Here is a 13023-nt window from a genome sequence, read left to right on the forward strand (position 1 = left end):
CGTGTCGTACGCATCCGTCCCGCAGCAGGGCCGCCGACCCAGGATCTACGTGGCCGGCGGCTCCAACGCGGTCACCCGCCCGTACAGCTTCCTGCCGATGGCGGGCTGGACGCAGGCGCTGCCGCTGTTCCTGACCGACGCGGTGGAGGTGGTCAACTGCGCCCGCGCGCGGGCCAGCTCCAAGAGCTTCCGCGAGCGCGGCCGGCTCCAGTGGATCCTGGAGGACATGGCGCCGGGCGACTACCTGCTGTTCGGCTTCGGCCAGAACGACATCAAGCCGGACCCGGGCCTGCACACCGAGCCGTTCTCCACCTTCCTGGAGCAGATGGCCGCGTACGTGCACGGCGCCCGCGAGCGGCAGGGGCACCCGGTGATCCTGCTGCCGTACGAGCGGCGGCGCATCGACCGGCACGGCAACGTCGCCCGCTTCCTCGGCGACTACCCGGTCGCGGCCCGGCAGCTGGCCGAGGACGAGCACGTACCGGTCGTCGACCTGTACGGACAGAGCCTGCTGTGGTGGGAGGAGCTCGGGCCGGAGGCGTCCAAGCCCGCCTTCATGTACCTGCGCCGCGGCGAGCCCCTCCAGAAGCACGTCCTGGACGGGGACAACGTGCACACGCGGGCGGAGGGCGCGATCGAGTGCGCCCGGTTCATCGCCCGCAGCATGCTGGAGCAGGGCGTCATCCCGGCCCACTGGGGCCGGGACCTGGACCGCACCCGCTTCGACTACGACGAGATGGGCTGGCTGGACGAGGAGACCTTCCGGCACCGCACCGCGTCCCGTGTCTCCACGTTCCCCGGCGCCTGAGGAGCCCCGTCCGTGAACAACCTCCTGTGCCGGGGCCGGGCCCTCGGCGAGACCCCCGACGGGGGCGCCGTGTACGCCGCCCTGTACTGCTCGGTCGACCCGCGCCGCGGCGTCGCGCCCGGCGAGACGGTCCAGCTCGGCCTGTCCGTGGCCCCCGACCAGGGCGCCCCGCGCGGCTGCGGCTACCTGCTCCGGGCCCCGCTGGCCGAGTCCGCCGACATCGTGGGCATGCAGGGCCTGGAGTACTTCCCGCGGCAGGGCTGGTTCCGGGTGCGCGCCGACTCCGGCGAGACCGGCACCGGCATCCTGCACCTGCGCGTCCACGACACGGCCTCGGCGCCGCGGATCCGTCCGCAGATGATGGTGGCCGTCCCGGACGCCACCGGCCGCAAGCTCATCCGCACGGCCAAGCTGGACGCCGAGGCGCTGCCGGTCCGCCGGGCCACCGCCCGCGGCCTGCGCCTCACCGCCGAGCCGGGCGGGTCCGGTTCGGTGAACGTGCTGTCCGCGTGCCCGGCGGGGAGCACCGCCGTGGCGGTGACCGCGCCCCGCCACGGCGACGCGCAGCTGTCGTACGACGGCTGGGTGACGTACAGCCCGGCACCCGGCTTCACCGGCTACGACCGGTTCGCGTACACGGTGGGCACCCCTGCCGGGGAGCAGCTGACCTCCCACGTGAACGTCTTCGTGGGATCCCTGGACTTCGCCCCGGGCGCCTTCCCCGCGCAGACGACGGACGTCGCCTTCCGCCCCTGGCAGTGGCCGGAGCTGACCGGGGAGATGCCCTGGCCCCGCCCCGACCGCCCCGCGTCCGCCGCCCCGTCCGACCGCCCGAGGAACCCAGCAGCATGAACACCGCCGTCGCGCACCCCGCCGACATCAAGGACGTGTCCGTCGCGGTCCGGGTCTTCAACCAGGCCCAGGCGCTCGAGGCCTGCCTGGCCTCGCTCCTCGCCCAGACCATCGGCACGGACCGGCTGGAGATCATCGGCGTCGACGACGGCTCGACGGACGAGAGCGGCTCCGTCCTGGCCCGGGCGGCGCACCAGTACCCCGGGTTCGTCCGCGTCGGGCAGGTCTCGCACGGGCTGAGCCCGGCCGCGGCCCGCAACTGGGCGCTGAGCCAGGTCCGCGGACGGTACGTCATCTTCCTGGATGCCGCGGACCGGCTGGCGCCCGACGCGCTCCAGCGGATGGTGGCCGCGGCCGACGCCAACGAGGCCGACGTGGTGCTCGGCAAGCCGGAGGGCTCCGGCGGGCACACGGTCCCGACGTCGATGTTCCGCAAGAGCCAGGCCTACACCGACGCCTACGCCTCGCGCGTCTACTGGTCGCTGACCCCGGACAAGCTGTTCCGCACCAGCCTGCTGCACCGACGGGGCCTGGCCTTCCCCACCGACATGCCGATCGGGGACGATCAGGTCTTCACCGCGGGCGCGTTCATCGGCGCGGACAACGTCTCCGTCGTCGCCGACGCCACCTGCGTGGTCAAGGGCCCCCCGCCCGCCCACCGGGCGACCCCGGCCGACCGGGTCGCCCTGGCCTCCCGGATGCTGGCCCTGGTCGCCTCGCAGTTGCCCGAGGGGCCGCGCCGGGACCGGCTCCAGGCCCGGCACCTGGAGGTGGAGCTGGGCAGGGCCACCGCGCAGGCGCTGCTGTCGGCCGCCGACCCGGCGGAGCGGGACCAGACGCTGTGGGCCGCGGCCGAGGTGCTGCGCACCCAGGCCTCCCCGGGGGCGCTGGCGCTGCTGCCGCGCATGGTCGCCGTACGGTTCGCGCTGCTGGCCCAGGGCCGGTTCGCCGAGGCCCAGCAGATCGCCGTCTTCGAGGCGGACAAGGATCGGCCGGCCGTCCGCAAGACGGTGGAGAACGGGCGCGTGTTCACCACCCTGCCGTTCTTCCGGGACCCGCAGGTCGGGCTGCCGGACGAGCTGTTCGACATCACCGGCGACATGACGGTCTCCCAGCAGCTCCAGAAGGCCCGCTGGGACGGGCCGATGCTGCTGCTGGACGGGTACGCCTTCTTCGAGCAGCTGTCGACGAAGGAGCGTGCGACCCGGGTGGTGCTGCGGGAGCGGACCAGCGGCGCCCAGGAGACCCACGCGGTCACGGCCCGCCGGGACGACACCCTCGCCAACGCCAAGGGCAAGGCCCGCGCGATGGGCCGGTTCTCGGCGCGGATCAACCTGGCGCAGACCTCCAGCGGCTGGCCGCTGCCCCCGGGCACCTGGGACCTGTACCTGTCGGTCAGCTTCGAGGGAGTGACGCAGGAGGTCCGGCTCGGCACGCGGCGCGCGGCCGACCTCGACACCACGTCCCGGATGCCGGTGCGGATCTCGGACGCGCCGGGCACGCAGGGCATGGAGCTGGCGGCGACCCCGTACTACGCGGAGGACGGCGGCCTGACCCTCGAGGTCGTGCAGCGGGCCCCGCTGCCGGGCCGCGCCTGAGCCCGCCCCGCCGCCCGGATCAGACGAGGAACTCCCAGGGGCCGAACGCCAGCCCCTGGACGCTCGTGTCCTGGCGGGCGCACATGGGCGTACCGCTCTCGTCGAACGCGGCGACGACGACCCGGCCGGCCGCGTCGACCTCGACCTGCGGGGCGTGCGCGCCGCGGCCGCCGATGGACGCCCACCAGGTGCCGTAGCCCTCGTTCTCGGTGACGTAGGCGGTGACCTCGATGTCGCCCTCGGCTCCGGTCTGCGCGAGCACGGTGCAGTCGTAGCCGCCGAGGACGGCCCGGGCGATGCCGGGCGCGCCGCGGCCGCCCGCGCCGCCGAGGCCCATCAGGCCGCCCTGGACGCCCTGGCGGGCGGCCCGCCAGGCGACCAGCGAGCCGTCGCCCGGGTAGCGCCAGAAGTACGTGGCCCGGCGCGCGCCCGTCTCGTACGCGACCGGGGTGCCGGGGACGACCGGCGTGGAGATGTGGTCGGCGAGGCCGAAGCGGCCCTGGCCGATGCCGGTCCAGCGGTCGGGGCCGGACGGGCCGACGGCGAGCATCTCCAGCAGTCCGCCGGTCGGCATGATCGGGACCACGTCGCCCCGGTAGGGCTGTGCGGCCACCTGCTTCCAGGCGCCCCACGCCCCCTCGGCGTTGCGGCTGCGCCGCAGGATGCCCGAGTGGCGCAGGGAGACGATGACGTGGGTGGAGCCGGAGCGCTGGTTGACGGTGATCCGCGGCGGGCCGGTCAGCCGGTCCCCCTCGGGGACGCCGCGCAGGGCCGGGGTGCCGAGGCTGTACCAGTCGATCATGGGGCGGCCGGGCTGGAACTGGGTGGAGACGATGACCTCGGGCAGGCCCGAGCCGTCCTCGGCGACCCGCAGTGCGGCGAAGTGGACGTAGCCCTCGCGGGTCCGCGCCATGGCGGCGGTTCCCAGCCAGCCCGGGACCTCGAAGGCGTCGGGGCCGGTCCAGCCGGTGAAGGGGGCGGCCGCCTCGGTCCAGCGGAGCAGGCCGCCCGGGGTGCAGGCATAGGCCGTCAGGCGGCCGTCGCCGCCCTGGAACAGCCAGTCTCCGGCCGGCGGGGTGGACTGGCGCGCACCCGGTCCACCGGGACGGGCCTCCCGCGCCCCGCGAGCCGAAGAGGCGGCCCGGCTACCGTCTTTGCCGCGGATCACGCCGCATACCGCCCTTCTGCCCGATATGTCAAAACCTGAGGGACAGGGCTCTTCACCCGAAAGAACCAGCCACTCGAAAGGGTGTCTTATGATGCACCCCATCGATAATAGAAGGGCACTCCCTCCATGACCGACCGCCCCTCGGCCACCCCTCCCTCCTCCCGGCGCAGGCCGCGGCGCGGCGGACGGCGCGTCCTGCGGATCGTGCTGCTGGTGGCGGCGGTGCTCATCCTCGCAGCCGGCGGCGCGGGCTGGTGGGCGTACAGCCACCTCAACGGCAACATCGACAGCGTCGACCTGGACCAGGCCATCGGCGACAACCGCCCGAAGAAGCTCGTCGCGGGCGCGCAGAACATCCTGGTCCTCGGCTCGGACTCGCGCGACGGCGCCAACGGCGACCTCGACCAAGGCAACGTCAGCGGCGCCCGCTCGGACACCGCGATGCTGATCCACCTGCCGGAGGGCCGCTCCAAGGCCACCGCGGTGAGCATCCCCCGCGACACCCTCATATCCCGGCCCGAGTGCAAGAACGGCGACGGCAAGACCGTCGCGGCCGCCGACCGGGTCATGTTCAACTCCGTCTACACGCTGGCCGGGCCGGCCTGCGTGGTCAAGACCGTCGAGCAGCTGTCCGGGATCCGCGTGGACCACTTCGTCGAGGTCGACTTCGCCGGCTTCAAGGGCCTGGTGGACGCGCTCGGCGGGGTCACCGTCACCCTGGACAAGCCGATGAGCGGCGCGAAGGGCGGCCTGAAGCTGGACGCCGGCACGCACCGCCTCAACGGCGAGCAGTCCCTGAAGTTCGTGCGCACCCGCTACGGCTACGGCGACGGCAGCGACCTCGGGCGCATAGGCCTCCAGCAGCAGTTCATGATGGCGATGCTCTCGGAGATCAAGAAGCAGGACGCCCTCGGCAACCCGGCCCGGCTCTACAAGCTCGCGGACGCCGGCACCAAGTCGCTCACCACCGACTCCGAACTCGCCTCCCTCACCGCGCTCGCCGACTTCGCGCAGAGCATGAAGGGCGTGGACCCGGACACCATGGAGACCATCATGCTCCCGGTGGCCTACGACAAGACCGACCCCAACCGCGTCGTCGTCGCGCAGCCGCAGGCCGGCCGGCTGTGGGAGGCGCTGCGCACCGACCAGAAGATCCCGGCGGAGGCGAAGAAGTCCCCCGCCACGGCCAAGGGCTGAGGCCGGGAACCCCCCGCTGCACGCGCCGGGCCCGTACGGGGAGTCTCCCGTACGGGCCCGCTGCGTGCTGCGAGGTGCTGCGGTGTCAGTACTTGGCGTTCGCGCCGAGCTTGCCCAGGCGGCTGTTGCGGCGGCTGTACGCGAAGTACACGATGAAGCCGGCGACCATCCAGACGGCGAACCGGGCCCAGGTCTCGGTCGGCAGGTTGAGCATCAGCCAGAGCGAGGCCGCGATCGACAGGATCGGGACGAACGGCACCCACGGGGTGCGGAAGGCCCGGTGCAGGTCGGGGCGGGTCCTGCGCAGGATGATGACGCCGAGCGCGACCACCACGAAGGCGAACAGGGTGCCGATGTTCACCAGTTCCGCGAGGTTCTCCAGGCTGGTGAAGCCCGCGATGACGGCGATGACCACACCGAGCAGGACGGTCGCCCGGTAGGGGGTGCGGTACTTCGGGTGGGTGATGGAGAAGACGCGGGGCAGCAGCCCGTCGCGGCTCATCGCGAAGAACACCCGGGTCTGGCCGAGCAGCAGGATCATGCACACGGTGATCAGGCCGACGGCCGCGCCGAGGCTGATGGCGCCGGCGAAGAAGGGCTGGTTCACGGACTTGAAGGCCTCGGCGAGCGGGGCGCTCGGCGACATCTCCGTGTACTTCTGCATGCCCGTGACCACCAGGGTCACCGCGACGTAGAGCACCGTGCAGATGAACAGCGAGCCCAGGATGCCGCGCGGCATGTCGCGCTGCGGGTTCCTGGTCTCCTCGGCCGCGGTGGCCACCACGTCGAAGCCGATGAAGGCGAAGAAGACGAGCGAGGCGGCCGTGAAGATGCCCATGATGCCGAAGTTGGTGGGCTCGTAGCCGAACAGCACCTGGATCAGCGGCGCCTTCCAGCCGCTGGCGCCCTCGGGCTGCGGCTGGGCCGGAGGGATGAACGGCTCGTAGTTGTCGGCCTTGATGAAGAACAGGCCCGCGACGATGACCAGCAGGACCACGGTGACCTTGACGGCGACGACGATCGCGGTGATCCGGGCCGACAGCTTCGTTCCGATGACCAGGATCGCGGTCAGCGCCAGGACCAGCAGGAACGCCAGCAGGTCGAAGCTTCCTCCCGCATCGGGCCCGGAGAGCGCGACGGGCATGTCCCAGCCGAGGTTGGTGTTCATCAGGTGCCGGACGTAGCCGGACCAGCCGACCGCCACCACGGCGGTGCCGAGCGCGAATTCGAGCACCAGGTCCCAGCCGATGATCCAGGCGGGCAGTTCGCCGATCGAGGCGTACGAGAACGTGTACGCCGAGCCCGCCACCGGGACGGTGGACGCGAACTCGGCGTAGCAGAGGGCCGCGAGGGCGCAGACGACACCTGCCGCCACGAAGGAGAGGGAGGTGGCGGGGCCCGCGTTGTTGCGGGCCGCGATGCCCGTCAGGACGAAGATGCCGGTGCCGATGATGACACCGACGCCGAAGATGGTCAGGTCCCAGGCCGAGAGCGACTTCTTGAGGGCGTGTTCCGGCTCCTCCGTGTCGCGGATGGACTGCTCCACCGTCTTGGTGCGGAAGGGGCTGTTCATATCCGTACTCACCGACGCACCTCCGAACAGGTGTCGACGCACACGAACGGGCCGGGAGGCCCACTCCTCAAGAGTGATCTCCCGGCCCGTGACGTGCAACCGCGCACCGATCTACGCACGGTGCGCGGGGCGTTTTCCGGACAGCCCGCCCCAGGGGGCCGCCGGACGGACGCCGTCAGTCGAGGGCGGCGGCCGGCTCGCTGTCGAGGCGCCCGTCCAGCTTGGCGACGAGGCCGGTGACCTGGCGCGCGATGTTCGGGGCGGTCAGCCCGATCTCGGCCAGGATCTCCTTGCGCAGGGCGTGGTCGAGGAAGCGCTGCGGGATGCCGAAGTCGCGCAGCGGCACGTCGACGCCCGCGTCGCGCAGCGCCTGCGCGACCGCGGAGCCCACGCCGCCGGCCCGGCCGTTGTCCTCGACGGTGACGACGACGCGGTGCCGCTCGGCCAGCGGGGCGAGGGCCTCGTCCACCGGCTTGACCCAGCGCGGGTCGACGACGGTGGTGCTGATGCCCTGCTTGTCGAGGAGGTCGGCGACCTCCAGGCACATCGGGGCGAGCGCGCCGACCGAGACGAGCAGCACGTCGGGGCGGGTGACCTCGGGGGCGGGTTCGCGCAGCACGTCCATGCCGCCGATCCGGCCGACGGCGGGGACGGCCGGGCCCACGACGCCCTTGGAGAAGCGCACCACGGTCGGGGCGTCCTTGACCTCGACGGCCTCGCGCAGCTGGGCGCGCAGCTGCTCGGCGTCGCGCGGCGCGGCGAGCCGCAGGCCGGGGACGACCTGGAGGATCGACATGTCCCACATGCCGTTGTGGGAGGCGCCGTCGTCGCCGGTGACGCCGGCCCGGTCCAGGACGAAGGTGACGCCGCACTTGTGCAGGGCCACGTCCATCAGGACCTGGTCGAAGGCCCGGTTGAGGAAGGTGGCGTAGACGGCGAAGACCGGGTGGACGCCGCCGGTGGCGAGGCCCGCGGCGGAGGTCGCGCCGTGCTGCTCGGCGATGCCGACGTCGTAGATGCGGTCCGGGAAGGCCTCGGCGAACTTGTTGAGGCCGACCGGGTGGAGCATGGCGGCGGTGATGCCGACGATGTCCGGGCGCTCGTGGCCGATCTTCACCATCTCGTCGGCGAAGACGGAGGTCCAGCTGGCGGCGGCGGTCTTCACCGGCAGGCCGGTGTCCGGGTGGATGACGCCGACCGCGTGGAAGCGGTCCGCCTCGTGCTCCAGGGCCGGGGTGTAGCCGCGGCCCTTCTGGGTGAGGCAGTGCACGATGACGGGGCCGCTGAAGCGCTTGGCGCGCTGGAGCGCGGACTCCAGGGCCTCGATGTCGTGGCCGTCGATGGGGCCGATGTACTTCAGGCCCAGGTCCTCGAACATGCCCTGCGGGGCGATGAAGTCCTTCAGGCCCTTCTTGGCGCCGTGCAGGGTCTCGAAGAGCGGCTTGCCGACGACGGGCGTGCGCTCCAGGATCTCCTTGCCGCGGGCCAGGAAGCGCTCGTAGCCGTCCGTGGTGCGCAGGGTGGCCAGGTGGTTGGCGAGGCCGCCGATGGTGGGGCCGTAGGAGCGCTCGTTGTCGTTGACGACGATGACCAGGGGGCGGTCCTTGGCGGCGGCGATGTTGTTCAGCGCCTCCCAGGCCATGCCGCCGGTCAGGGCTCCGTCGCCGATGACGGCGGCCACGTGGTGGTCGGTCCGGCCGAGCACCTCGTTGGCCTTGGCGAGGCCGTCGGCCCAGCCCAGCACGGTGGAGGCGTGGGAGTTCTCGATCACGTCGTGCTCGGACTCGGCGCGCGAGGGGTAGCCGGACAGGCCGCCCTTGGTGCGCAGGCCGCCGAAGTCCTGGCGGCCGGTGAGCAGCTTGTGGACGTAGGCCTGGTGGCCCGTGTCGAAGAGGATCCGGTCCTTCGGCGACTCGAAGACCCGGTGCAGGGCGATCGTCAGCTCGACCACACCGAGGTTGGGGCCGAGGTGCCCGCCGGTCTTGGAGACGGCGTCGACGAGGAAGGACCTGATCTCGGCGGAGAGCTGAACCAGCTCCTCCTGGCTGAGCCGGTCCAGATCGCGCGGTCCCTTGATGCGGGTCAGCAGCACCCGTGCCTCCTTGCAGTTGCTTGCTGGTCTGTCGAGTCTAATGTTCCGTCGGCGACCGCGGTCATCGGGCTGCCGCATGCGGGTCACAGCTTTGTCATCCCTGTGGATATCTGCCCGATGCCGCACCTCGCATTGGGGTACATATCCGCACAGTTGTCCGCACACGTCAACGAACTGATGTACGCACAGGTGCCCGGCGCCACGAGGAGTGGCACCGGGCACTGTGACCGGTCTTACCGCGCCGGGCGTGCTGTCAGACGCGTCCGGCCGTCTTCTGGGTCTTGCGGGTGACCGAGTCGATCACCACGGTGGCCAGCAGCACCGCACCGGTGATCATGTACTGGACGGGAGTGGCGATTCCCTCGAGAGCCAGACCGTACTGGATCGAGGTGATGACCATGACACCGAGGAGGGCGTTCCAGGTCCGGCCCCGGCCGCCGAAGAGGCTGGTGCCGCCGATGACGGCCGCGGCGATGACGTTCATCAGCAGGTCGCCGGCGCCGGCGCTCTGGTTCGCCGCCGCGATCTTGGAGGCCCAGAAGAGCCCGCCGATGGCGGCGAAGGTGCCCGCGATGGAGAACACCGCGATGCGGATGCCGGTGACGTTGATGCCCGCGCGGCGGGAGGCCTCGACGCTGCCGCCGAGGGCGAAGACGTTCCGGCCGAAGGTGGAGCGGCGCAGGATGAAGTCCGTGCCGACCAGGACCACCACGAAGAGCACCACCGCGAGCGGGAGGCCCTTGTACTGGTTGAACACCACGGCGGGGCCGAAGGTGAACACCGCGAGCAGGCCGGTGCGCAGCAGCAGCTCGCTCATGGGGCGCGAGGGGACGCCCGCGGCCGCCCGGCGCTTGTTGTCGGTGAAGGCCGCCAGGAAGTACCCGGCCGTGGCGACCGCGGCGAGGCCGTAGGCAGCGGCCACGTCCGTGAAGTAGTACGTGGTCAGCTGCCCCACGACACCGTCGGAGTCGATGTTGATCGTGCCGCTGCTGCCGAGGATCTGGAGCATGGCGCCGGACCAGAACAGCAGGCCCGACAGGGTGACGGCGAAGGCCGGCGCGCCGATCTTCGCGAAGAAGAAGCCGTGGATCGCGCCGATCAGGGCACCGCCGCCGACCGCCGCGAGGATCGCCACCCACTCGTTGACCCCGTTGGTGACCGCCAGGACGGCGAAGAGGGCGCCCGAGACACCGCTGACCGAGCCGACCGAGAGGTCGATCTCGCCGAGCAGCAGCACGAAGATGATGCCGACGGCCATCATGCCCGTGGCGACCATGGTGATCGCGATGTTGGTGAGGTTCTCCGGGGACAGGAAGTTCTCGTTCAGCCCCTGGAAGATGCCCCAGATGACGATCAGGCCGACCACGACCGGCAGGGACCCGAGGTCGCCGGCCTTCATCTTGCGGCGGAACTCGCTGAGGTAGCCGGTCAGGCCCTGCTCGCGGACGAGCAGGCGCGGGTCCACCGCGGGAATGGCGTCCGCCGGGGCGGCCGGGTTGGCCAGCTGGGCCACCTCTTCCGCATGGGTGTGGTGTTCGGTGCTCACTTGCGAGCCTCCCCGGTGCGGGCCGCCCGGCGCGTCACGGCGTTGTCCGTGGCTCCCGTGATGGCGGAGATGATCTCTTCCTGCGAGGTTTCGGCGACCTTGAAGACACCGTTGTTGCGGCCCAGCCGCAGGACTGCCACCCGGTCCGCGACGGCCTTCACATCGGCCATGTTGTGGCTGATGAGGATGACGGCGTGACCGCGCTCGCGCAGCCGCTCGACCAGGTCGAGGACCTGGGCGGTCTGCTCGACGCCGAGGGCGGCGGTCGGCTCGTCGAGGATGACGAGCTGGGGCTCGCCGAGCATCGAGCGGGCGATCGCCACCGTCTGGCGCTGGCCGCCGGACAGCGAGGCGATGGGGATGCGGACGCTGGGGATCCGGATGGACAGGGTGGTCAGGAGCTCGCGGGCGCGGCGCTCCATCTCCACCTCGTCCAGGACACCGCGGCGCTTGAGCTCGCGGCCCAGGAAGAGGTTGCCGACGACGTCGATGTTGTCGCACAGCGCGAGGTCCTGGTAGACCGTCGCGATGCCCAGGTTCTGGGCGTCGTGGGGCTTGGTGATCGTGACCGGCTTGCCCTCCCATTCGATGACGCCGTCATCGATGGGGTGCACGCCGGCGATCGTCTTGACGAGCGTGGACTTGCCGGCGCCGTTGTCGCCGACGAGGGCGACCACCTCGCCGGAGTGGATCTCGAGGTCTACGTCGGTGAGCGCCTGGACGGCGCCGAACCGCTTCGAGACCCCTCGCAACGCCAGCACGGGCGCAGCGGACACATGAACCATCTCCTTCGCCGCCTGACCGGCGGGGATGTCGTGCAGTAAGTGCAGGAGCGGGGTGGGGTGGGATGAGGAATCGTTTCTGCCCGGCGTCCCGCTGATGGCGGGGATGAGTCGGCGGGGCGCCGGGCAGGCGCGGGGGTCCCGGTGGACCGGAGGCCGCGGAGGCGGGCCCCCGGCCGCAGGACGCTGGGGCCTCGCACGGCTGGGGGGCCCGTGCGGGGCCGCGGCCGGCCCGGGTGGGCCGGCGTGGCCTGCGTACGGCCTTCGTGGAGGCCGGTGCGGCCTACTTCAGGCCGAGGGAGGTGCAGGCGGCCGCGTACTTCTCGGTGCAGATCTCGTCGGCCGTGTAGACACCGTCCTTGATGACAGTGTCCTTGATGTTGTTCTTGGTGAGCGAGACGACCGGGACCAGGACCGAGGGGACGCCCTTGGTGGTGGGGCTGTCGACCGTGGAGGTGGTCACGCCGTCGAGCTTCTCGCCCTTGGCGAGGGCGACGGCCATCTTCGCGGCGGCCTCGGCCTCGGGGGCGTACGGCTTGTAGACGCTCATGAACTGCTCACCGGCGACGATGCGCTGGACACCCGCGAGTTCCGCGTCCTGGCCGGTGACCGGGGGCAGGGGGCTCATGCCGGCCGCCTTGAGGGCGGTGATGATGCCGCCGGCCATGCCGTCGTTGGCGGAGTAGACGCCGATGATCTTGTCCTTGCCGAGCGCCGAGATCGCGCCCGCCATGTTGGTGTTGGCGTTCTCCGGCTTCCACTCCTTGGTGTCGTACTCCTTGCCGATGTTCACCTTGCCGTCGAGGACGGAGTGGGCGCCCTTCTTGAACAGGGCGGCGTTCGGGTCGGTGACCGACCCGTTCATCATCACGATGTCGCCGTCCTTGGCCTTGTCGCCCAGGGCCTCCAGCAGGGCCTTGCCCTGGACCTTGCCGACCTCTTCGTTGTCGAAGGAGGTGTAGGCGTCGATCGGGCCCTCGGCGAGGCGGTCGTAGGAGACGACCGGGATGCCGGCCTCCTTGGCCTTCTTGACCGCGCCGGCGATGGCCTTGGAGTCGACCGCGTCGACGATCAGGACGTTCACCTTGTTGGTGATCATCGTGTCGACCTGGGAGTTCTGCGTGGTCGCGTCCTGCTTGGCGTTGGCGTAGACGACCTCGCCCTTGCCGTCGGTGAGCTCCTTGACCTTCTTCTCGATGAGCGGCTTGTCGAACTTCTCGTAGCGCGCGGTCTGGTTCTCGGGCAGGAGCAGACCGACCTTGATCGCGCCGCCCGCGGCGGCCGCGGAGGTGCCGGTCTCCTTCGGCTTCTCGCCGGCCTCCTTGGCGCTGCCACAGGCCGCGAGGGACACGGCCATGGCGCCGGCGGCGACGACTACGGCGGCTCTACGCATACGCGTGTTCATTT

At 71.4% G+C, this 13023-nt stretch carries 10 protein-coding genes; 4 read left to right on the forward strand and 6 right to left on the reverse strand.

What is annotated here, in order from left to right; translation table 11 throughout:
• Nucleotide 1: 1 nt before the first annotated feature.
• The 3 genes from AC068A_RS08830 to AC068A_RS08840 are packed head-to-tail and all read left to right on the forward strand — an operon-like array spanning nt 2 to nt 3258.
• Nucleotides 2-808, forward strand: a complete 807-nt coding sequence (locus AC068A_RS08830) for a rhamnogalacturonan acetylesterase (RefSeq protein WP_478582690.1) — start codon at nt 2-4, stop codon at nt 806-808.
• 12 nt (nt 809-820) lie between these two features.
• Nucleotides 821-1660, forward strand: coding sequence for an Ig-like domain-containing protein (locus AC068A_RS08835; protein ID WP_478582693.1), 840 nt, complete (start codon nt 821-823; stop codon nt 1658-1660).
• A complete protein-coding gene (locus AC068A_RS08840) occupies nt 1657-3258 on the forward strand; it encodes a glycosyltransferase family 2 protein (RefSeq protein ID WP_478582696.1) in 1602 nt (533 codons plus the stop codon). The genes AC068A_RS08835 and AC068A_RS08840 overlap by 4 nt, the downstream gene beginning before the upstream one ends.
• A gap of 19 nt (nt 3259-3277) precedes the next feature.
• Here the strand turns inward: AC068A_RS08840 and AC068A_RS08845 are convergent, their stop codons facing one another.
• Complete coding sequence (locus AC068A_RS08845; protein ID WP_478582699.1) at nt 3278-4426, reverse strand: hypothetical protein; 1149 nt, start codon at nt 4424-4426, stop codon at nt 3278-3280.
• A gap of 126 nt (nt 4427-4552) precedes the next feature.
• Here AC068A_RS08845 and AC068A_RS08850 point away from each other — a divergent pair, with 126 nt between their 5' ends.
• Nucleotides 4553-5623, forward strand: a complete 1071-nt coding sequence (locus AC068A_RS08850; protein ID WP_478582702.1) for an LCP family protein — start codon at nt 4553-4555, stop codon at nt 5621-5623.
• An 85-nt stretch (nt 5624-5708) separates the two neighbouring features.
• Here AC068A_RS08850 and AC068A_RS08855 read toward each other — a convergent pair whose 3' ends face one another.
• The 5 genes from AC068A_RS08855 to AC068A_RS08875 all read right to left on the reverse strand — a co-directional run bounded on the left by AC068A_RS08855 (nt 5709) and on the right by AC068A_RS08875 (nt 13021).
• The gene (locus tag AC068A_RS08855; protein WP_478582809.1) at nt 5709-7196 is read right to left on the reverse strand and encodes an amino acid permease; all 1488 of its coding nucleotides are present in this window, start codon (nt 7194-7196) and stop codon (nt 5709-5711) included.
• Between the two features lie 175 nt (nt 7197-7371).
• A complete protein-coding gene (gene dxs / locus AC068A_RS08860; protein ID WP_478582705.1) occupies nt 7372-9288 on the reverse strand; it encodes a 1-deoxy-D-xylulose-5-phosphate synthase in 1917 nt (638 codons plus the stop codon).
• A gap of 253 nt (nt 9289-9541) precedes the next feature.
• Nucleotides 9542-10834: a sugar ABC transporter permease gene (locus AC068A_RS08865; protein ID WP_478582708.1), complete on the reverse strand. Its 1293-nt coding sequence runs from the start codon at nt 10832-10834 to the stop codon at nt 9542-9544.
• Nucleotides 10831-11619, reverse strand: a complete 789-nt coding sequence (locus AC068A_RS08870) for an ATP-binding cassette domain-containing protein (protein ID WP_478582711.1) — start codon at nt 11617-11619, stop codon at nt 10831-10833. The genes AC068A_RS08865 and AC068A_RS08870 overlap by 4 nt, the downstream gene beginning before the upstream one ends.
• A gap of 280 nt (nt 11620-11899) precedes the next feature.
• On the reverse strand, nt 11900-13021 hold the full coding sequence (locus tag AC068A_RS08875) for a substrate-binding domain-containing protein (RefSeq protein ID WP_478582714.1): 1122 nt from the start codon (nt 13019-13021) through the stop codon (nt 11900-11902).
• Nucleotides 13022-13023: the final 2 nt, after the last annotated feature.

The organism is Streptomyces sp. NPDC043854 (genome assembly GCF_056436005.1).